The sequence below is a fragment of the Pseudomonas sp. NPDC087342 genome, from assembly GCF_044744265.1.
GTDB classification, from domain to species: Bacteria; Pseudomonadota; Gammaproteobacteria; order Pseudomonadales; family Pseudomonadaceae; genus Aquipseudomonas; species Aquipseudomonas nunensis.
Genome location: NZ_JBIUXZ010000004.1, coordinates 267,002 through 287,544, shown reverse-complemented (window position 1 = coordinate 287,544; position 20,543 = coordinate 267,002). Strand labels below are relative to the sequence as shown.

Here is a 20,543-nt window from a genome sequence, read left to right as displayed (position 1 = left end):
CGCGAAAGCGGTGGGTCAGTCAATATCCATGGCGACTGACAGATTGCATTCGCGAGCAAGCCCGCTCCCACAAGGGATCTTCAGTGGTTGAAGAACCTGCGTTCACCACTCGATCAGGAAGAAAAGATTTCCGTGTAGCGACGAATCCATTGGTCATGCACGGTGGCCAGGAAGGCGTTGTCGTGCATGATCGCCTTGTCGGCAATCTGCTCTGGCGTAAGGATGAACGGGCTCTTGCGCGCTTCAGCGGAGATGATTGCCTTGGCGTTGACCGGGCCGTTGTAGATGTCTTCAGCCATCTTCCCTTGCACCAGCGGGTCCAGCGAGTGGTTGATGAAGGCGTAGGCCAGGTCGGTGTCGCCCGGACGATTCTTCGGCATTACCGAGAGCATCAGGTCGGTGTAGAAGCCTTCCTTCATGCCGAACGTGGCGCCGAGGCCGTAGTTCGGATCGCGGATCTGTTTCGGGAAAAACGCCGGGGCGTAGAGGCCACCCATGTCCAGGGAACCGGTGCGGAACAGCTCGGCAATCTGGTTCGGGTTTTCGCCCAAGGTGACGACGCGATCCTTCAACTCGGCGAGTTTCTTGAAGCCCGGCTCGATGTTGTGTTCGTCACCACCGGCCAGTTTGGCGGCGATGATGATCAGGTCCATCGCCTCGGTCCAGTTCGGCGGCGGCAAGAAAATGTTCGGCGCCAGTTCGGCATCCCACAGCGCGGCGTAGCTGGTTGGCGCTTCGGTCTGGGTGCGAGTGCTGTAGACCAGGCTATTGCACCACAACAGGTAACCGATGCCGTGACCGTTGGCGCCGGTGCGGTATTTCTCCGGCACGTCTACCAGGTTGGGGATGCGGTTGAGGTCGGGTTTTTCCAGCAAATCGGCGGCGGCTAGGCCTTCGGCGCCGACGCCGGCCAAAGTGATGATGTCGTACTGCGGACGATCACCGCCGGCCTTGAGTTTGGCGACCATTTCCGAGGTGCTGCCGGTGCGGTCAGCGATAACCTTGCAGCCGTACTTGGCTTCGAAAGTCGCCGCGATGTTGCGCAGTGCCGCCAGCCCGGTGTCATCGGACCAGGTCAGCAAACGCAGGGTCTTGCCCTGGAAGCGTGTGTCGCTGGCGTTAGCCTTGACGAAGGGCAAGCTCATGGCCGCCGCTGCCACCGAGGCCACACCCACGGTTTTGATGAATTGACGTCTGTTCAGATCATGCTCGCCCATTACGGACTCCCTTTGTTTTTGTAGGTATAAGGCAGGTCGAAACTGTTGCATCCGCGCGGCCGGATCAGCGCTATCCCTCGTATTTTCGGGGGCTTGGCAGAACCAGTGAGTTCATCCTGAGGTCGTGTAAAACAGCTGACTATCGATAAAAACTCATCGAAGCCATGACACCAGTGCATGCCTCGATACGAGGCATACACTGACCTTTTTCGTGCCGTCAGACGGCGCGAATCACGTGTTTGATTTCCTGGAAAGCCTGCAAGCCCCACGGCCCCAATTCGCGGCCGATGCTGCTCTGCTTGTAACCACCCCAGGCGGTCTGCGGGAAGATCACTTGCGGCGCGTTGATCCACACAAGGCCCGCTTGCAGGGCGTTGGCGACCCGATCCGCGGCTTCGGCGTCACGGCTGACCACACTGGCCACCAGGCCGAACTGGCTGTCGTTGGCCAGGGCAATCGCCTCGGCTTCGGAGGCAAAACTGCGTACGCAAATCACCGGCCCGAAAATCTCTTCACACCACAGCGCACTGTCGAGGGGCACTTCGGTGAAGATTGTCGGCTGCAAAAAATATCCGCGTGGCAGATCGGCGGGACGATTGCCGCCGCAAATCAGCTTGGCGCCAATGCTCAAGCCGCGATCGATGTGGCCCAGCACGCGCTGGTATTGCGCCTGATTGACCAGCGCGCCCATTTCCACGTTCGGGTCGAACGGGTCGGCCACGCGAATCGCTTCGGCACGGGCCTGCAAACGAATCAGGAACTCATCCGCCAGCTCATCGGCGACCAGCACACGGCTTGTGGCGGAACACATCTGCCCGGCATTGAAGAAACCGCCGCCGCAAGCGACTTCAACAGCCAGTTCGAGGTCGGCGTCCTTGAGCACCAGCAGCGAGGACTTACCGCCCAGTTCCAGGCTCACGCCTTTCACGCTTTCAGCGGCGCGTTGCATCACTTGAACGCCCACCGCATTGCTGCCGGTGAAGGAAATCTTGGCGATGCGCGGGTCAGCGGACAGTGGCGCACCAACCGCCAAACCGGTGCCGCAGACCAGGTTGAACACGCCTTTAGGCAAACCGGCCTCGGCGATGATCGCCGCCAGTTCCAGCTCCGGCAGCGGCGTGACTTCCGACGGTTTGAGCACTACGCAGCAGCCGGCAGCCAAGGCCGGGGCGAGTTTCCAGGCGGTGGTGACCATCGGGAAATTCCACGGCACGATCAGGCCGACGACGCCACACGGCTCACGACGCAGGCGTGCGCTGAAGTCGTCGGTTGGCAATTCGACATTACTGTCCTGCTTGCCATCCAGACCTTCGGCCAGACCGGCGTAGTACTCGAACGTGGCGATCACGTCATCGACGTCGATGGCTGCTTCGAACAGTGGCTTGCCGTTGTTGCTCGACTGCAAATGCATCAGTTGTTCGCGACCCGCCGCGACGCCAGCAGCGATGCGGCGCAGAATCGCACCGCGTTCGGTGCCGGTGGTTTTCGACCAATCGCTGAACGCATTAGTCGCGGCGCGAACCGCTTGATCGACGGCGTTTTCATCGCCGCCATTTACGGTGGTCAGCAGGGCTTCGGTGGCCGGGTTGATCACGCGCAAGTGTTCTTGGCCAGCAGACCATTGGCCGTCGATGTACAGGCCGTCGAGGGTGGTTGGAAAACTCATTTAGACACCGCCTTCATCCACTGGGTCTGATCGATTTCAATCAGGGTCGGGCCCTGGCGATCCGTGGCGGCACGCAAGGCGCTGCGCAGTTGCTCGACGCCGTTGACCGCTTCGGCCGCACAACCCAGGGCCTTGGCCACACCGATGAAGTCCGGGGTGTAGATGTCCACGCCGACCGGTTCGATGGCGCGGTTGACCATGTACTTCTTGATCTCTTCGTAGCCCTGGTTATTCCACAGCAGCACGATCACCGGCGTGCGCGCTTCCACGGCGCTGGCCAGTTCCGGCAGGGTGAATTGCAGGCCACCGTCGCCGATCAGGCACACAACAGGAGGACGCGAACCGCCCTCAACGCTGCCACCGAGCCAGGCGCCAATCGCTGCCGGCAAGGCGTAACCCAAGGTGCCGTAACCGGTGGACGAGTTGAACCAGCGGCGCGGACGCTCGGGGTTGAAGGTCAGGTTGCCGGTGTACACCGGTTGGGTCGAATCGCCGACGAACACCGCGTCCGGCAGTTCGTGCAGAACGGTTTCGAGGAATCGGGTCTGGGCCAAAGTCGGCGCATCCCAGGACGCGGCGAGTTCTTCACGCAAACGCGCGGCACGCACCTGGCCCCAATCGTTGCGGCGCTCGGCCAGGGATTTGTGGGACAAGGCACTGAGCAAGGCTTGGGCGGCATTGCGCGAGTCAGACACCAGCGCCACGTGCGGCGGGTAGTTGCGCACGGTCTGGTCCGGGTCGATGTCGACACGCAGCAGTTTGCCGGGGATTTCGAAACCGCCAGCGAAGGTCACGTCGTAATCGGTCTCGGCCAGCTCGGTGCCGATCGCCAGCACCACGTCGGCCTCGGACACCAGGGCGCGAGTGGCGACCAGGCTTTGGGTCGAGCCGATCAGCAGCGGATGGTTGGATTCCAGCATGCCTTTGGCGTTGATGGTCAGTGCGACCGGCGCGTCGAGCAATTCAGCCAGCTCCGTCAGCTCGGCGGCGGCGTCGATGGCGCCGCCACCGGCGAGGATCAGCGGGCGTTTGGCGCCGGCCAATAGTTCGGTCATGCGCGACACGGCGCTCGGCGCAGCACCGGCGCGGTCGATGTTGACCGGGACGCTGGCGAGCAGGTCGTCGGCCTCTTCGACCAACACGTCCAACGGGATTTCGATGTGCACCGGGCGCGGACGACCGGCCTGGAACAGCGCGAATGCACGGGCCAGCACGCCCGGCAATTCCGACGCCGACATCAGGGTGTGGGAGAACGCCGCCACGCCGCCGACCAATGCGCTCTGGTTCGGCAATTCGTGGAGCTTGCCGCGACCGCCGCCCAACTGGTTGCGGGTCTGCACGCTGGAGATCACCAGCATCGGGATCGAATCGGCATACGCCTGGCCCATCGCCGTGGTGATGTTGGTCATGCCAGGACCCGTAATGATGAAGCACACGCCCGGTTTGCCGCTGGTGCGCGCATAGCCGTCGGCCATGAAACCGGCGCCCTGTTCGTGACGCGGGGTGACGTGGTTGATACTCGAACGGGCCAGCCCGCGATACAGCTCAACGGTATGCACCCCCGGAATGCCGAACACCTGCTCGACCCCGTAGTCTTCGAGTAACTTGACCAATACTTCGCCGCACGTCGCCATGTCTTTGCCCTTTTTGTTCGTTTGAGACGCCGGGCCTGCGCAGTGTTTATGATGCGAAGGCAAGCCCAGGGATGGCCTCATTGGAACGGGCGACACGTAGCCGCAACAATGGATAAAAAGTCATACTAGCCATGTCCTCACGTCATACCTTGGGTCCTCATGAAACGACTGCCTCCCCTGCCCGCCCTGCACACTTTTCTGATCACGGCACAGTGCTGCAACTTCACCCGGGCCGCCGAGCAGTTGCACATCACCCAAGGCGCGGTGAGCCGGCAGATCGCCGGGCTGGAAGATCATTTGGGTTATGAGTTGTTTATCCGCCAGGCTCGCGGCCTCGATTTAACCGCTGAAGGACGTGAGTGGCTGCCACGGGTGCAGCAGATTTTCGGCCTGATCGGCGAGGCGGTGGAACAGATCGGCGCCAAGCGCGAAACCCTGCAACTCAAGGCCCCGACCTGCGTCATGCGCTGGTTGTTGCCGCGCCTGATGCAATGGCAAAAGGAACGCCCGGACGTGCCGGTTGAACTGACGACAACGGTGCGCCATGGCGTGGATTTTCATCGCGAGCAGTTCGATGCAGCGGTGATTTACGGCGTACCGCCGGAGACGTCACTGGCGTCCCATCGGCTGTTCGACGAGCAACTGACGCCGGTGTGTTCCAAGCCGTATCTCGAAGGACCGGTGCCGTTGCAGGCGCCGGAAGATCTGGAACAACACATGCTGCTGCATCCCACCCGCGACGAACGGGACTGGAAGGCGTGGCTGGCCAGCGCTGATGTGCACTTGAACAATGTCAGCAAGGGTCAGCACTTCGAGACGCTGGATCTGGCGATGTCGATGGCGTCTCAAGGGACGGGTGTGGCGATTGGGGATTGGTCGTTGATCGGCGACGATCTGAGCGCTGGGCGGCTGGTCATGCCGTTTGAATTGAAGGTGAAAACCGGGTTGGGGTACTACCTGGTATTGCCGCAGAAGCCCGCACCTTCACCGAAGTTGCAGGAATTGTTGGGGTGGTTGGTGGAGCAGGCTCAAGCCCGCTGAACCGAAGCCCCCTGTAGCAGCTGGCGAAGCCTGCGTTCGGCTGCGCAGCAGTCGTAAAACCATTCACCTCGGTATGTCAGAAACACCGTAGATAACGGGTTTACGACTGCTGTGCAGCCGAACGCAGGCTTCGCCAGCTGCTACAAGTTAGCGTCCATCAGTCGCTTAGTAACCGACCGCAATCCGCTGCCGCGAATGCTTCGGCGCTTCCACTTCATCCAGCAGCGCAATCGCATAATCGGCGAAGGTGATCCAGCTGCGCCCTTGCGCACTCACCAGCAAATCATCCTTGCCGATGCGAAATTTGCCGGTGCGCTCACCCTCAACAAACTCAGCCGACGGCGACACAAACGTCCAGTCCAGTTCCTGCTCCTTGCGCAGATTTTCCAGGAACAACGCGCCAGCGCTGGCCTCAGCCTTGTACTCCTCCGGGAAACCTTCGCTGTCGATCACGCGACCGCCATTCGGTAGCAACAACGAACCGGCACCACCCACCACCAACAGACGCTTAACCCCGGCCTTTTTCACTGGCCCGATCACGGCGCTGGCCGGCAGGGTCGAGAAGTGTGCAGCGCTGATCACCACATCATGACCAGCGACCGCGGCTTGCAGCGCTTCGGCATCCAGGGCATCGACATTCTTGCTGACCACACCGGCACGCTGGCCGATTTTCGAGGTGTCGCGGGCGATGGCGGTAACGCTGTGACCGCGACGCAGGGCTTCTTCCAACAGTTGGCTACCGGCACGACCGGTGGCACCGATGATTGCGATTTTGCTCATGACGTTCTCCAGTTTGGGGATATGTGAAGCGTGTGAACAACGAAACCTTTGTGGCGAGGGGGCTTGCCCCCGTTCGGCTGCGAAGCAGTCGCAAAACATCTAGATACGGAATGACTGAAAGAATGCAGGGGGAGCGCTTCGCACTCCAACGGGGGCAAGCCCCCTCGCCACAGCAAGCTCCCTCGCCACAAAAAGCCCTTCAATCACTAAGTCCGGTTACCACTTCATCTCGCCCTTCGCGACTTTGGCGCTCAGCTCCAGCGAGCTTTCTTCGCCCAGGCTCGGGTAGCGTTTTTTCATCGCCGCAATCAGTGCAGCAGAATCCTTGGCCTTGGCCGTTTCTTCGTCGAAAGCCTTGATGTACTCGGCGGTGAACTTCACAGCCGCCAGGGACCGAGCGCTCTCACCCAGGTAGTGACCCGGCACGATGGTTGTCGGTTTCAGGGTTTCGATCGCATGCAGCGTCGTCAGCCAATCGGCGTGGGACTGCGCGGTTTGAGTGTCGGCCATCCACACATGGATGTTCTCCGCGACAACCACACCACCGACTACAGCCTTGATCGACGGAATCCACACAAAGCTGCGATCCGGCTGCTTCCCGTCCAGACCGATCACCTGCAATTTCTGCCCTTCGAGCAGCAGGCTGTCACCCTTGAGCACGCCCGGCACGATGGTTTTGGCCGGCACGTCAGCGCCCATTTTCGGGCCCCAGAACGCCAGTTTGCCCTCGACAGTTTTTTTGATGTGATCCACGGTCGGCTGCGAGGCCAGCACTTTGGCGTTCGGGAACGCGGTGGTCAGGGTGTCGAGGCCGAAGTAGTAATCCGGGTCGCCATGGCTGATGTAGATGGTGGTCAGTTGCTTGCCGCTGGCGCGGATCTTCTGCACCACTTGCTCGGCCTGGGATTTACCGAATTGCGCGTCCACCAGAATCGCGTCTTTCTCGCCGCTGACCAGCACCGAGGTCACCGGGAAGATCGCCTTGTCGCCGGGGTTGTAGACATCCAGCGTCAGGGTCGAGGCCGCTGCCGCGTGGGCCGCGAAACCGAGGGTGGCGGTTGCCAGAAGAATGCGCTTGAGTGCGGTGAAACCGATCATCTGTAGCTCCGTTGTCCAAATGCCGTGCTTGGCGATGGGCACAGAGCTTAGTTGCCAAACTCGGTACAAAAAATGCGATGCTGGAACATAGTTTGTTTCTAAAAGTGGGCAAATCATGGATCGGCTTCAAGCAATGCAAGTGTTTGTCGCGGTGGTGGACCTGGGCAGCCAGTCGGCGGCGGCTGATCACCTGGACCTGTCACGGCCCGTGGTGTCGCGCTATCTGGCGGAACTGGAAGATTGGGTCGGCGCCCGGCTGATGCACCGCACTACGCGCAAATTGAGCCTTACGGCGGCGGGCAGCGAAATCCTGCCGCGCTGTCGGCAGATGCTCGATCTGTCCACCGACATGCAAGCCGCCATCAGCGAACCGGACGAAGCGCCCCGTGGCCTGCTGCGCATCAGCGTCAGCACCTCGTTCGGCCAGGCACAACTGGCGGACGCCATGGCCGACTACGTCAAGCGCTACCCCGGCGTCAGCATCGACATGCAGATGATCGACCGCACGGTGAACCTGGTGGACGAGCGCATCGACCTGGCGATCCGCACCAGCAACGACCTGGACCCAAACCTGATCGCCCGCCGACTGACGGTGTGCCGCTCGGTGATCTGCGCCTCCCCGGCTTACCTGCAAGAACACCCGACGCCGCAACGGGTCGAGGACTTGAGCCAGCACAACTGCCTGACCCACTCCTACTTCGGCAAAAGCCTCTGGCATTTCGAACAGGACGGCGAGCAGGTGTCGGTGCCGGTGCAGGGCAACATCAGCGCCAACGAGGCCAGCACCCTGCTGCGCGCGACCATGGCCGGTGCCGGCGTGGCGATGCTGCCCAGCTACCAGGCCGGCGTGCACATCTACAGCGGCGAACTGATACGCCTGCTTCCCCATGCCGAACCACGGCAGATGAACATGTACGCGGTCTACGCCTCCCGCAAGCACATGCCGTCGACAATGCGCAGCATGCTCGACTTCCTGGTGCTCAGATTCCCTGAAGAACCTGCCTGGGATATAGGACTGTAAGAGGCTCGCTCCCACAATTGGCTGGTGGAATGAATGCCATCCTTCTAAACACACAAATCCCCTGTGGGAGCGAGCTTGCTCGCGATAGCGGTGGGCCAGTCGACATCAATGTTGACTGAACAATCGCTATCGCGAGCAAGCTCGCTCCCACAGGGGTTCATCAGTGCTCTGAATATCACGGCACATACAAAACCCGACTGGCTGGCAACTCATGAGCGCTGACCTATGCTGAATGTAAGTACCCAAGGGTATTCGTTCAGAGGTCAACGCCATGAACATCAGAACAAGAAGATACCTCGCCATTTTCATCACCTGCGCGGCGACGCTGGCGCTGTATGGCACCGCTGCCTGGCGGGTCGAGCAGTTGCGAAACCTGCCCCGTGAGTTTGCGAGCTGCAACTACGAGCGCTGCATTCCCCACAACGCGACCCTCAACGCCCTGCGCTAACGCAGCCCGTCAGGCCTCGTTGTCCTGATCGGCCTTCAAGCGGTCGCGGAAGGCCTTGGGCGAGATCCCCACCCGTCGTCGGAACAGACGCGTGAAGTTGGTCGGATCGGAAAACCCCAACACGTCGGACATTTCATAAATGGTCATGCTGGTATAGGTCAGCAGGCGCTTGGCTTCCAGCAACTGCCGCTCATGCATGATCTGCAACGCCGGTTGCCCCGCCAGCTCTCGGCACGTGCCGTTGAGGTGGGACACGGAAATCCCCAGCCGATGGGCCAGGTCCTCGACCTTGACGTGCTGGCGGTAGGTCTCTTCCACCAGTTGAATAAAGCCGTTGAGGTATTCCCGCGCCCGCTGCGGACGCTGAGTGGCGCTGCGGCGCTGGAGCACCTGGCGACTGACCCAGACCATGATCACGCTGACCAGGGAATGCATGAGCATTTCCCGGGCCGGTTGATGGCCGGTGTATTCGCTTTGCAGCGCGGCAAACAGGCTGTTCAGGTACTCGCTGTCCTTGCCCGCCGGATAGCTTTCGGCCTGGGCCAGGGCATTCACCGAATTGCCCAGTTGTGACTGCAAATGCGCCACCAGCGGCGCGGCGAGGGTTACGACAAATCCTTCGACGTCCTCGGAAAAACGATAACCGTGGACTGACAGCGGCGGCAGGATCAGCATCGCCGGCTCGGTCAGTTGTGTGCGTTTACCTTCGATTTCAAGCTCTGCCTGACCTTTGAAGACGAAGAGTAATTGGCACAGATCAGCGTGGCGGTGGGGTTTGATTTCCCATTGATGTTCGCGGCTGCGTTTGGAAATGGTTTCACAGTGCAACAAGTCGGGGGTCGGCCAGTCCAGGCTTTCACCGTAGAGCTTGAACACCGGAATCGAAGGCAGGTCAGGCTTGTTCATCACTTCAATCCAGGCCTCGAGGTAGACGGGGCGATAATCGCACCGATTGGCAGAATGTACAGGTATCGGCTCAGTTTTCACCTTCAATTGACAGACTCGCGAGGGAAAAATGCAAGCACTCGATCCATAAAAATTATTCACCGGCCCTGGTCGCGTGAAGCTTGCGAGTCATAAAAACAATGAAAACGCTGAAAACCCAAATCGCCATCATTGGCGCCGGTCCGTCCGGTTTATTGCTCGGCCAATTGCTGCACAACGCCGGCATCGACACCGTCATTCTCGAACGCCAGACACCCGATTATGTGCTCGGCCGAATTCGCGCCGGCGTCCTCGAACAAGGCATGGTAGAGCTGCTGCGCCAGGCTGGCGTGGGTCAGCGCATGGACGCCGAAGGGTTGGTGCATGGCGGCTTCGACCTGGCCCTCGACGGTCGCCAGGTGCACATCGATCTGCAGGCCTTGACCGGCGGCAAAACCGTAATGATCTACGGTCAGACCGAAGTCACCCGCGACCTGATGGCCGCCCGTCGGGACGCTGGCGCGCAGACAATTTATCAAGCGAGCAATGTCGTTCCCCACGGCATGAAAACCGATGAAACCTTTGTCACCTTCGACAAGGACGGCGAGACGTATCGCCTCGATTGCGACTACATCGCCGGCTGCGACGGTTTCCATGGCGTGGCGCGTCAGTCGATTCCCGCCGAGAGCCTGAAGGTGTTCGAACGGGTTTATCCGTTCGGCTGGCTGGGGATTCTGGCCGACACTCCGCCGGTCCACGAAGAACTGGTCTACGCCCGCCACGAACGGGGCTTTGCCCTGTGCAGCATGCGTTCGGCGACCCGCACCCGCTATTACCTTCAGGTGCCGGCCGAGGAGCAGGTCGAAGATTGGTCCGATCAGCGTTTCTGGAATGAACTCAAATCCCGCCTGCCACAGGCCTTGGCGGACAAACTGGTCACTGGCCCGTCCATCGAAAAAAGCATCGCGCCGCTGCGCAGCTTTGTGGTCGAGCCAATGCAATACGGACGCATGTTTCTGGTCGGCGATGCCGCGCACATCGTCCCACCGACCGGCGCCAAAGGCTTGAACCTGGCCGCCAGCGACGTCAGCACGTTGTTCAATATTCTGCTGAAGGTTTACCGCGACGGGCGCGTGGACTTGCTGGAGAAATACTCCGACATCTGCCTGCGCCGAGTCTGGAAAGCCGAGCGCTTTTCCTGGTGGATGACTTCGATGCTGCACCGCTTCGACGAGCACGATGCTTTCGCCCAGCGCATCAGCGCCTCGGAGCTGGACTACTTCGTCAACTCCGAAGCCGGCCGAAAAACCATTGCAGAAAATTACGTCGGACTTCCATACGAGGCTATCGAATAGCCTGCTACCGACTTACACTGGCGAGCACTATCCCGCTCGCCTTGCCTCTTGCGGGACAATCACTGCCCGCAGGTTTTACCGTGACCAATCTGAACCAGCCTGACACGCCCAAACCGGCCATTCGCAGCGTGCTGATCGCCCTGATGCTGGCGATCTTTCTCGGTGCGCTGGACCAAACCATCGTTGCCGTGTCGATGCCGGCGATTTCCGCGCAGTTCAAGGATGTCAGCCTGCTGGCCTGGGTGATTTCCGGCTACATGGTGGCGATGACGGTGGCAGTGCCGATCTACGGCAAGCTCGGCGACCTGTACGGTCGGCGCAAGTTGATGCTGTTCGGCATGGGGCTGTTCACCATCGCTTCGTTCTTTTGCGGCATGGCCCAGAGCATGGAGCAACTGGTGCTGGCGCGGATCATTCAGGGCATTGGCGCCGGCGGGATGATTTCGGTCAGCCAGGCGATCATCGGCGACATCGTCCCACCCCGGGAGCGCGGTCGTTATCAGGGTTACTTCAGCAGCATGTACGCGGTGGCCAGCGTCGCCGGGCCGGTGTTGGGCGGTTACATGACCGAATACCTGTCGTGGCGCTGGGTGTTCCTGATCAACCTGCCGTTGGGCCTGGGCGCGTGGCTGGTGGCCAATCGAACGTTGGTGGGGCTGCCAGTGCCGCAGCGCAAACCGATCATCGATTACCTCGGCACGGTGCTGATGATCATTGGCTTGACCGCGCTGTTACTCGGCATCACCCAAGTTGGCCAAGGCCATTCGTGGCGCAGCGCCGAAGTGCTCGGGTTGCTCGCTTGCGCGGTGTTGGTATTGGCGGTGTTCGTCTGGCATGAGCGGCGAGCGCGGGAGCCGTTGCTGCCGATGCATTTGTTCGCCAACCGCAACGCGATCTTTTGCTGGTGCACGATTTTCTTCACCAGTTTCCAGGCGATTTCGTTGATCGTGCTGATGCCGTTGCGCTTCCAGAGCGTCACCGGCGCCGGGGCCGACAGCGCCGCGTTGCACCTGCTGCCACTGGCGATTGGTTTGCCGATCGGCGCTTATTTTGCCGGCCGTCGTACCTCAGTGACCGGGCGCTACAAGCCGATGATCCTGACCGGCGCGCTGTTGATGCCGCTCTCGATTCTCGGCATGGCGTTCAGTGCGCCCCAGGCGTTTGTGCTCAGCAGCCTGTTTATGTTGCTCAGCGGGATCGCCAGCGGCATGCAGTTCCCGACCTCATTGGTGGGGACGCAGAATTCGGTGGAGCAACGGGACATCGGCGTCGCCACCAGCACCACCAACCTGTTCCGCTCGCTGGGCGGCGCGGTGGGGGTGGCATTGATGTCGGCGCTGTTGCTCGCGCTGTTGCAGGATTCGAGCTTCGCCCACTTGAGCGGCTCGACACTGATTGGCGAGGGGCATTCGGGGAATGTGTTGCTGGATGGTTTGAACGCCGCGCCGGGGGATGCGCAGAATGCCTTGCGTGCAGAGTTGTTGCTGACGTTCCGGCATTTGCTGATGGTCAGCGCGGCGGTGTCGTTGCTGGGGTTAGCGGCGGCGATTGCGATGCCGAACAAGGTGTTGCGCGGGCGCGAGGATAAGGTTCGGTAGTTAGACCGAGTCGCGGCCTTCGCGGGCAAGCCTCGCTCCTACAGGAGTATGCGATCAACCTGTAGGAGCGAGGCTTGCCCGCGAAGGCGTCATCACCGACACCATCAAATCAAGGGCTGTAATACCCGACAGCCACCAGGAAATGCCCAACCTTTTTCAGGTAAGCATGCTTGTCCTCAACCTTCCCGGTCACCGGATTCTTCCAGCGATAGGCGTACTCACCCTGATCCTGCTTGGCGATCAACGCCAAAATCGGCTCACCCACCGGTTTGCCTTCCGGGTCGTTGACCTTTCTGAAGTCGGTATTGATCAGTCGCAAATTGGTGCCATGGGCAACGTAGCGCTGGTTATCCAGGTCCACCACGAACACATACAGATCGTCCTGCAAGTACCCGCCCTTGAGGGAATTGATCGCCGTCAGTGTGCCCTTCTCGTCCTTGCCCAAATCAATGGCCGCTTTATTCAGCAAAGCCATCGCCTGTTCCGCCGAGGCGCGGGGCACGTAGTAACCGACCGCCAGAATTCGCTGACCGATGCGCTGATAGAACACATGCTTGCGTTCGACCTTGCCGTCGGCCCAGTTCTGCCAACGGTATTCGGCCTGTTGGATGCCGTTGCCTTCCGGCACTTTCAAGGCGTCCTTGAAGGCTTTCTGCATATCCGGTGGGAGCATCTCGGACACATCCCGGCCGATCAACGCCGAGGACGGCCCACCGCTGGCGAGCATCACGCCTTTGGTGTCGACCACAAACACGTAGCGGTCCTTGTCGACGAACTCGCCCTGACGGCTGAACGCCGCGAAGGCCTTGTCGCCGTTGTCGTGGTAGTACGCCAGGGCTTTCTCCAGCAAGGCCCGGGCGGCCTGACTGTCATCCTTCGGCGCGGTGGCCGCCTGAACCTGACCCAGGCTCAGCAACAGCATCCCCACCAGCCAGGCCATCTTATGCACAAACCCCATAGCGCATCCCTCGTTCTTGTTGATGTTTCAAGAGCGTAGACGGGTTGGGGATATGTATGGGTATTCAGGAGGGCGTGGTATGCGGGTTGTGCCGCAGGCCTTTGTGGCGAGGGGGCTTGCCCCCGTTCGGCTGCGAAGCAGTCGTAAACCCTGAGAATGCGGTATGCCTGACACTCTGCTGGGGAGTGCTTCGCACTCCAGCGGGGGCAAGCCCCCTCGCCACAGGCAAGCTCCCTCGCCACAGAAGCCTGCCCGCCACAAGTGGGTATGCCGGGCTATTTCGCCCGGGCGTTGATCTGTTGTTGCAGGTTCTGGATCTGCGCTTGCAGGGTGTTGAGGTTGCGCGTGGTCTGCGCGCGGAAGGCGTCGAACTCGGCGGTGTTGGCGGCGCTTGGGGCGACGGCGGCCGGGCGGTTGTCCTGCTCGCTTTTGAGCACGACGATTTCCTGTTCCAGGCGATCAATCGCCGCCGTCGGGTTGCCCTGTTTCTTCAGCGCAGCGATATCGGCATTTAGGTTTTTCAGCTCGGCGTCGACTTTGCTGGTGTCGGCCGGGGCGCTTTTCAGGGCCGTCAGTTCATCGCTCAGGGTTTTGACCTGAGTCTGCAACTGCGTGTTGGCAGCGGTTTGCGCGGTGGTTTGCGCAGTCATCTGGGCCAGGCGCTTGTCCAGCTCGCTGGTCTGACCGACCACGCCCAGCTGGGCCTGGCTCTGATCCTGAAGTTTGCTTTCCAGTTGCTTGATCTGCAGTTTCAGCGCTTCGCTGTCGCTGCTGACGTTGGACTGACTGGCGACAACTTTGCCGGAAATGTCCTGCAAACGCCCCGCCGCTTCCTCGCTGATCCGCGCGAAACTTTCCTGGGTCGCCACCAGTTGCTGCTCCATCAGCGAGATCTGCTGGAAGCTCCACCAGGCCAAGCCCGCGAACGCAAAGAACAAAGCGCCGACCAATGCCCACAACGGGCCGGTGCTGGCGCTTTTGACTTTAACCACGGGTGCTGGCCGCGAATGCACGGTGGTGCGCACGGTCGGCGGGAAATCGTCGTCATCGAGGGGGTCGGCACGCAGGCTCGGTACATCGTCGAAGTCGTCGTTGGCATCGTTACGCATGGACATTGAGGCAACCTTTGTGAAACTCGGTAATGGCTTGATGCGGCGAAGTATACCCCCCACAGCCGCATGGGTTGACCCTCAACCCTGCACTCGGTTCAGTGTCGGGACAGGTCCGGCGCCACTTAGCGAATGTCCTGCGCCTTCCACCAGCCGCAGAACTCATCGAGGGCGGTCCACAGACTGACTTTCGGATCGTAGTCCAGATAATGCCGGGCGCGGCTGATGTCCAACGTGAAATTTTTGTTCATCACTTGCATGCCCAGGCGCGACAGCGTCGGCTCGGGACGCCCAGGCCAGAGTTTGCACACACCCTCATTGAGCGCCGCAACGCTGTAGGCCAGGCCGTAGGAACGGTAGCGCGTGACCTGTGGGACGTCCATTTTGCGCATCACGTAATTGACCACATCCCACAACGGCACCGGCGCGCCGTTGCTGATGTTGTAGGCCTTGCCCAGCGCCGAACCGCTGGCCAGCAAACTGCTGAGCAACGCTTCGTTGAGGTTTTGCATGCTGGTGAAATCGACCTTGTTCAGGCCGTTGCCGACAATCGCCAGACGTCCCTTGCGCTGCATCTTCAGCAGGCGCGGGAAGATGCTCATATCACCGGCGCCCGTGACGAAACGCGGACGCAGGGCGATGGTTTCGAGGCCGAACTCCTGGGCGCCGAAGACCTTTTGCTCGGCGAGGTACTTGGTCGCCGCGTAGTGATGCTTGAAGCGCTTGGGCACCTGCTCTTCGGTCAGGCCCAGATGATCGCGGCCATCAAAGTAGATCGACGGCGACGACAAATGCACCAAACGTCGAACCCGCTGCTTTAAACAGGCCTCGACCACGTTTTCGGTGACCTGGACGTTGCCCAAGTGAAAGTCCTGATAACGCCCCCACAAACCGACGGCGCCGGCGCAATGCACCACCGCGTCGACGTCCGAGCACAGGCCCCGTACCAGTTCCGGGTCGCTCAAGTCACCCTGGATAAACTCGGCGCCTCGGCGCACCAGGTGCTCGACACTTTCGGCCCGGCGACCGTTGACCCTTACGTCCAGGCCCTGCTCCAGGGCGAAACGCGCAAAGCGTCCGCCAATGAAGCCGCTTGCGCCGGTGACCAGAATTTTCATTTAAAGCTCCGATGTCTTTCGTTTTGCGTAATGCGTGAGTCTTGACGCTGCCCGTCAGTCCAACGGCACCAGCCATTGCTTCGACGAACGTACCAATTGGTCAGTGAGTAAACCCAAAAGCTGACCGCCATTGCGCCAATGATGCCAGTACAGCGGCACATCGATTGGCTTATCTGGCAAAAGCTCCACTAAAACACCACGTTGCAGTTGCTCGCGCACCTGCAACTCCGGCACCAGTCCCCAACCGAGCCCGGCTTCCGTGAGGCGGATAAAGCCTTCGGACGATGGGCACAAATGGTGCTCGAAACCGCCGTCCACGCCCAAGGACGCGAGGTAGCGATGCTGCAGGAAATCGTCCGGGCCAAACACCAGCGCCGGGGTGCGTGGCAATAATTCGGCACGCACACCTTGGGGGAAATGCCGGGCAATGAACGCCGGACTGGCCAGCGCCCGGTAACGCATGGCGCCCAACAACACGCTGCGGGCACCGGCCACCGGGCGTTCGCTGGCACACAGACACGCCGCCACTTCCCCGGCGCGCATGCGTTTGAGGCCCACGGTCTGGTCCTCGACGACCAAGTCCATCAGCAAATGCTGCTCGGCGCAAAAATCCCCCACCGCATCGGCCCACCAAGTGGCGAGGCTGTCGGCATTGAGGGCAATGCGCAGGCGTTCGGGCAGGCCTTCTTCATCCAGCGCCGGTACCAGGGTCAGCAAATCCCGTTCAAGCAGGCGCACCTGCTGCACATGGTTGAGCAAACGCCGACCGATTTCAGTCGGCGCTGGCGGCGTCGCCCGCACCAACACCGGTTGGCCAATCCGCGCCTCCAGCAACTTGATGCGCTGGGAGATCGCCGATTGCGACAAACCCAGCACTTGGGCGGCACGTTCGAATCCGGCCTGCTCGACCACGGCGGCCAAGGCAGAAAGCAATTTATAGTCGAACATCAGTTTTCCTAATGAGCGATCAGCACTATTGGTTTTTCTTATACAGCTTCGCGCCGGAGAATGGCCAGCAAGAACTCTTGAACAAGGAATACCAACATGGCTGGCGAAACTTCACTGGCAACCCTGCTGCGCAGCATGAGCCCGCAACTCAACGCCGGCGAATATGTGTTTTGCACCCTGCCCGACGGCAAGTTGCCTACAGAGCTTGAGATCATCGGCAGCTTTCGCGAACAGGAAGGCCTGACGGTCATTCTGGAAAAATCCCACGCCGAACAGGCCGGTTTCAGCTTCGACTACGTCGCCGCGTGGATCACCTTGAACGTGCACTCCGCCCTCGAAGCCGTGGGCCTGACTGCCGCATTCGCCTCGGCGCTGGGCAAGGCCGGAATCAGTTGCAACGTGATTGCCGGCTACTACCACGACCATTTGTTCGTCGGTCAGGCCGATGCCGAACGCGCCATGCAAGTGCTGCGGGACCTGGCAGCCAACGCGGAGTAGAAACTTATGTGGCAAAGCTATGTAAACGGCCTGTTGGTCGCGGCGGGGCTGATCATGGCGATCGGCACCCAGAACGCATTTGTGCTGGCGCAAAGTCTGCGCCGTGAACATCACTTGCCGGTGGCGGCGCTGTGCGTCGTTTGCGATGCGCTGCTGGTGGCCGCAGGCGTGTTCGGTCTGGCGACGGTGCTGGCGCATAATCCGACGCTGCTGGCGGTGGCCCGTTGGGGCGGCGCGGTATTCCTGATTTGGTACGGCAGCCAGGCGCTGCGTCGGGCCTGCTCGAAACAGAGCCTTGAACAGGGCGAAAACCAGACCGTGCGCTCGCTGAGGGCAGTGTTGCTCAGCGCCTTGGCGGTAACGCTGCTGAACCCGCACGTTTATCTGGATACGGTGTTGCTGATCGGCTCCCTCGGCGCGCAACAGACCGAACCGGGCGCCTATGTGGTCGGCGCGGCGAGTGCTTCATTGTTATGGTTTTTCACCCTGGCGCTGGGCGCCGCGTGGCTGGCCCCGTGGCTCGCACGGCCCAGCACCTGGCGGATCCTCGACCTGTTGGTGGCCGTGATGATGTTCACCGTAGCAGCCCAACTGATCACCAGTGCGTGATTTATTCCAAAAGGCTCTGGAACCTCTATTCCACACAGTTGTTGCGTGGTTATGCCGCACCCCCGGTGCTATGATCCGGTTCGATGCGCCGCAAAGAGTACAAACTCCCCGGCGCTTGTCTGGCCGCCCGTGATCGGCCTTGCGCTCACCGCAACTGACCTGATTAGGAGAATCATCATGGCTTTCGAATTGCCGCCGCTGCCCTACGCACACGATGCCCTGCAGCCGCACATTTCCAAGGAAACACTGGAATATCACCACGACAAGCACCACAACACCTACGTCGTGAACCTGAACAACCTGGTGCCAGGCACCGAGTTCGAAGGCAAGACCCTGGAAGAGATCGTTAAATCTTCTTCGGGCGGTATCTTCAACAACGCCGCTCAGGTCTGGAACCACACCTTCTACTGGAACTGCCTGGCGCCAAACGCCGGCGGTCAACCTACCGGCGCGCTGGCTGAAGCCATCAACGCTTCGTTCGGTTCGTTCGACAAGTTCAAAGAAGAATTCAGCAAAACCTCGATCGGCACCTTCGGTTCCGGCTGGGGCTGGCTGGTGAAAAAGGCTGACGGTTCCCTGGCCCTGGCCAGCACCATCGGCGCCGGCAACCCGCTGACCAACGGCGACACCCCGCTGCTGACCTGCGACGTCTGGGAACACGCTTACTACATCGACTACCGCAACGTTCGTCCGAAGTATGTCGAAGCGTTCTGGAACCTGGTCAACTGGAAATTCGTGGCTGAGCAGTTCGAAGGCAAAACCTTCACCGCTTAAGATCGATACCCAAAAAAACCCGGCTTAGGTCGGGTTTTTTTATGGGCGTTGGAAAGGTGTTGCCTGGTCGGACGCCTTCGCGGGCAAGCCTCGCTCCTACAATTTGGGATGTATTCCCCTGTAGGAGCGAGGCTTGCCCGCGAAGAACGATGACGCGGTTTACCTGACGAAATGCCTAATCCTGCGGATCGACAATATCCAACGCCCGGTTAACGGCCAGCTGCGCCAGCATGACCACCTGCGCAATACCCAGCGCCGTGCTGCGCTGGGAGCCGCTCAGGAAGGAGGCGAAATCATTGGCCATGACATTCGCCGAGGCTAACGACTCACAGGCGTGAGCCAAGAGGGATTCGATGTTCTTGTCCAGGGAGACATTGAACATGGAGTCGGGTTTGTAGGGTGGGTCTGGGATTAATTTATCCATAAAAATTCTCACGCGTTAAGGGCCACCACTTACCGTTCTCACGCGGTGGAGAGGTGGCAGCTATGTGCGGGGTGAGAAACCGGTTATGGACACCCGGACCAGACCGAAGTCTGCCCGCACACAGCCGCCATAACGCATTTACGACAGGATAAGCTGGCGGCAATTATGCGTGTACGGGTGCTGTATGACCATAAGTTGCCGGGTTCTCACGCCCGATCGCTGAGTTTTCAGCGACACCCAAAAGGTTATTCAACCCGCTTCCTACGGGCAACCTGAAAACCTCGTGGGAAAGGTCTGGTTTTTTCACCCATGTTTAAACAGACCTATTCGTTGCCTGTGCGGACGCCTTCGCGAGCAGGCTCGCTCCCACCATTTGAACGAGTACATTCGGGAGAGATTGGTCGTCTGCCGGGGCGCCTTCGCGGGCAAGCCTCGCTCCTACAAATTGATCCAAGTACATCCGGGATGGGATTGGTCGTCTGCCGGGGCGCCTTCGCGGGCAAGCCTTGCTCCTACAAATTGATCAAAGTACATCCGGGATGGGATTGGTCGTCTGTCAGGGCGCCTTCGCGGGCAAGCCTTGCTCCTACAAATTGATCAAAGTACATCCGGGATGGGATTGGTCGTCTGTCAGGACGCCTTCGCGGGCAAGCCTCGCTCCTACAAGTTGATCGAGGGCATTCGGGAGAGATTGGTCGTCTGTCAGGACGCCTTCGCGGGCAAGCCTCGCTCCTACAAGTTGATCGAGGGCATTCGGGAGAGATTGGTCGTCTGTCAGGACGCCTTCGCGGGCAAGCCTCGCTCCTACAGAAGCAAAAGCAGCCCAACCCACACCGCGCACCGCTCCTAACCACTCAAGGCCGAGCGTTAGCTCGCCTGCCATTGATCTTGCTCCACCCGCCCCTTTCGGGAGGCTGAGAGGAGGTGTTCATCTGGGGGGCAGGCGCGCAGCGCCGTTCGACGAAGTCGAACACATCGAGAGGAGGTCGAAGCGAAGCCGACCGTAGGCGATGCCCCCAGATGAATACCGGAACGAAGGCACGCCGAGCCTAAGCGAGGGGCCGGACGCCAGGGGCAAGACCTTTGGTTCCTTTGGGGCGTTTGCCAAAGGGACTCGCCGTAAGGGCGAAACCGCCAGCAGCCCTAACCGCAGCAACGGATATCCCCCCAAACCACCCAAAACATGGTCGGCCCAGAGGCCGCCAAGCCCCAAGCGACCAATCGCAATTTCCTACAATGAAACCAGACAGGAGCGCCTTGCCCCCAAGCCACAGCGGACTAACATCAACCCAAAGGAAAAATACTCCCGAACCTCCTCAAGTT

General features: G+C 60.4%; 19 protein-coding genes. 8 read left to right on the top strand and 11 right to left on the bottom strand.

Annotated elements, in window-relative coordinates; genetic code table 11:
• Positions 1-113: 113 nt before the first annotated feature.
• The 3 genes from ACIOYV_RS13700 to ACIOYV_RS13690 all read right to left on the bottom strand — a co-directional run bounded on the left by ACIOYV_RS13700 (position 114) and on the right by ACIOYV_RS13690 (position 4,517).
• On the bottom strand, positions 114-1,217 hold the full coding sequence (locus ACIOYV_RS13700; RefSeq protein ID WP_054045101.1) for an ABC transporter substrate-binding protein: 1,104 nt from the start codon (positions 1,215-1,217) through the stop codon (positions 114-116).
• 217 nt (positions 1,218-1,434) lie between these two features.
• Positions 1,435-2,883: an aldehyde dehydrogenase family protein gene (locus ACIOYV_RS13695; RefSeq protein ID WP_401324324.1), complete on the bottom strand. Its 1,449-nt coding sequence runs from the start codon at positions 2,881-2,883 to the stop codon at positions 1,435-1,437.
• Positions 2,880-4,517, bottom strand: a complete 1,638-nt coding sequence (locus tag ACIOYV_RS13690; protein WP_401324322.1) for a 5-guanidino-2-oxopentanoate decarboxylase — start codon at positions 4,515-4,517, stop codon at positions 2,880-2,882. Before ACIOYV_RS13690 ends, ACIOYV_RS13695 begins: the two co-directional genes overlap by 4 nt.
• Before the next feature lie 159 nt (positions 4,518-4,676).
• Between ACIOYV_RS13690 and ACIOYV_RS13685 the strand changes: the two genes are divergently transcribed.
• Entirely contained in the window at positions 4,677-5,558 is an 882-nt protein-coding gene (locus tag ACIOYV_RS13685) for a LysR substrate-binding domain-containing protein (RefSeq protein WP_054045108.1), read from the top strand.
• A gap of 165 nt (positions 5,559-5,723) precedes the next feature.
• Here ACIOYV_RS13685 and ACIOYV_RS13680 read toward each other — a convergent pair whose 3' ends face one another.
• Together ACIOYV_RS13680 and ACIOYV_RS13675 are read right to left on the bottom strand one after the other, a co-directional pair.
• Entirely contained in the window at positions 5,724-6,338 is a 615-nt protein-coding gene (locus ACIOYV_RS13680) for an NAD(P)-dependent oxidoreductase (protein ID WP_401324320.1), read from the bottom strand.
• Positions 6,339-6,554: 216 nt separating this feature from the next.
• Entirely contained in the window at positions 6,555-7,436 is an 882-nt protein-coding gene (locus tag ACIOYV_RS13675; RefSeq protein WP_401324318.1) for an MBL fold metallo-hydrolase, read from the bottom strand.
• A 115-nt stretch (positions 7,437-7,551) separates the two neighbouring features.
• Between ACIOYV_RS13675 and ACIOYV_RS13670 the strand changes: the two genes are divergently transcribed.
• Positions 7,552-8,457, top strand: a complete 906-nt coding sequence (locus ACIOYV_RS13670; protein WP_401324316.1) for a LysR family transcriptional regulator — start codon at positions 7,552-7,554, stop codon at positions 8,455-8,457.
• Between the two features lie 271 nt (positions 8,458-8,728).
• Positions 8,729-8,905 carry a hypothetical protein gene (locus ACIOYV_RS13665; protein ID WP_166656028.1) on the top strand — a complete coding sequence of 59 codons (177 nt, stop codon included), beginning with the start codon at positions 8,729-8,731 and terminating at the stop codon, positions 8,903-8,905.
• A 9-nt stretch (positions 8,906-8,914) separates the two neighbouring features.
• Here ACIOYV_RS13665 and ACIOYV_RS13660 read toward each other — a convergent pair whose 3' ends face one another.
• Positions 8,915-9,811 carry a helix-turn-helix domain-containing protein gene (locus tag ACIOYV_RS13660; protein ID WP_054045115.1) on the bottom strand — a complete coding sequence of 299 codons (897 nt, stop codon included), beginning with the start codon at positions 9,809-9,811 and terminating at the stop codon, positions 8,915-8,917.
• 188 nt (positions 9,812-9,999) lie between these two features.
• On the opposite strand from ACIOYV_RS13660, the gene pobA reads away from it, so the two are divergent.
• Positions 10,000-11,184 carry a 4-hydroxybenzoate 3-monooxygenase gene (pobA, locus tag ACIOYV_RS13655; protein WP_401324400.1) on the top strand — a complete coding sequence of 395 codons (1,185 nt, stop codon included), beginning with the start codon at positions 10,000-10,002 and terminating at the stop codon, positions 11,182-11,184.
• 80 nt (positions 11,185-11,264) lie between these two features.
• A complete protein-coding gene (locus tag ACIOYV_RS13650) occupies positions 11,265-12,782 on the top strand; it encodes an MDR family MFS transporter (protein WP_054045118.1) in 1,518 nt (505 codons plus the stop codon).
• 109 nt (positions 12,783-12,891) lie between these two features.
• Here the strand turns inward: ACIOYV_RS13650 and ACIOYV_RS13645 are convergent, their stop codons facing one another.
• The 4 genes from ACIOYV_RS13645 to ACIOYV_RS13630 form a co-directional block, all read right to left on the bottom strand.
• On the bottom strand, positions 12,892-13,740 hold the full coding sequence (locus ACIOYV_RS13645; RefSeq protein ID WP_401324314.1) for a cache domain-containing protein: 849 nt from the start codon (positions 13,738-13,740) through the stop codon (positions 12,892-12,894).
• Between the two features lie 275 nt (positions 13,741-14,015).
• Positions 14,016-14,855, bottom strand: coding sequence for an ATPase (locus ACIOYV_RS13640; RefSeq protein ID WP_401324312.1), 840 nt, complete (start codon positions 14,853-14,855; stop codon positions 14,016-14,018).
• 119 nt (positions 14,856-14,974) lie between these two features.
• Positions 14,975-15,967, bottom strand: a complete 993-nt coding sequence (locus ACIOYV_RS13635) for an NAD(P)-dependent oxidoreductase (RefSeq protein WP_054045126.1) — start codon at positions 15,965-15,967, stop codon at positions 14,975-14,977.
• 54 nt (positions 15,968-16,021) lie between these two features.
• Complete coding sequence (locus ACIOYV_RS13630) at positions 16,022-16,915, bottom strand: LysR family transcriptional regulator ArgP (protein ID WP_265040586.1); 894 nt, start codon at positions 16,913-16,915, stop codon at positions 16,022-16,024.
• A gap of 96 nt (positions 16,916-17,011) precedes the next feature.
• On the opposite strand from ACIOYV_RS13630, the gene ACIOYV_RS13625 reads away from it, so the two are divergent.
• The 3 genes from ACIOYV_RS13625 (at position 17,012) to ACIOYV_RS13615 (ending at position 18,796) form a co-directional block, all read left to right on the top strand.
• Positions 17,012-17,413: an ACT domain-containing protein gene (locus ACIOYV_RS13625; RefSeq protein ID WP_401324310.1), complete on the top strand. Its 402-nt coding sequence runs from the start codon at positions 17,012-17,014 to the stop codon at positions 17,411-17,413.
• 6 nt (positions 17,414-17,419) lie between these two features.
• Positions 17,420-18,022: a LysE/ArgO family amino acid transporter gene (locus tag ACIOYV_RS13620; RefSeq protein WP_163912453.1), complete on the top strand. Its 603-nt coding sequence runs from the start codon at positions 17,420-17,422 to the stop codon at positions 18,020-18,022.
• A 177-nt stretch (positions 18,023-18,199) separates the two neighbouring features.
• Positions 18,200-18,796 carry a superoxide dismutase gene (locus tag ACIOYV_RS13615; RefSeq protein ID WP_008034365.1) on the top strand — a complete coding sequence of 199 codons (597 nt, stop codon included), beginning with the start codon at positions 18,200-18,202 and terminating at the stop codon, positions 18,794-18,796.
• A 175-nt stretch (positions 18,797-18,971) separates the two neighbouring features.
• On the opposite strand, the gene ACIOYV_RS13610 is transcribed toward ACIOYV_RS13615, so the two are convergent.
• A complete protein-coding gene (locus tag ACIOYV_RS13610; RefSeq protein WP_163912451.1) occupies positions 18,972-19,220 on the bottom strand; it encodes a DUF6124 family protein in 249 nt (82 codons plus the stop codon).
• Positions 19,221-20,543: the final 1,323 nt, after the last annotated feature.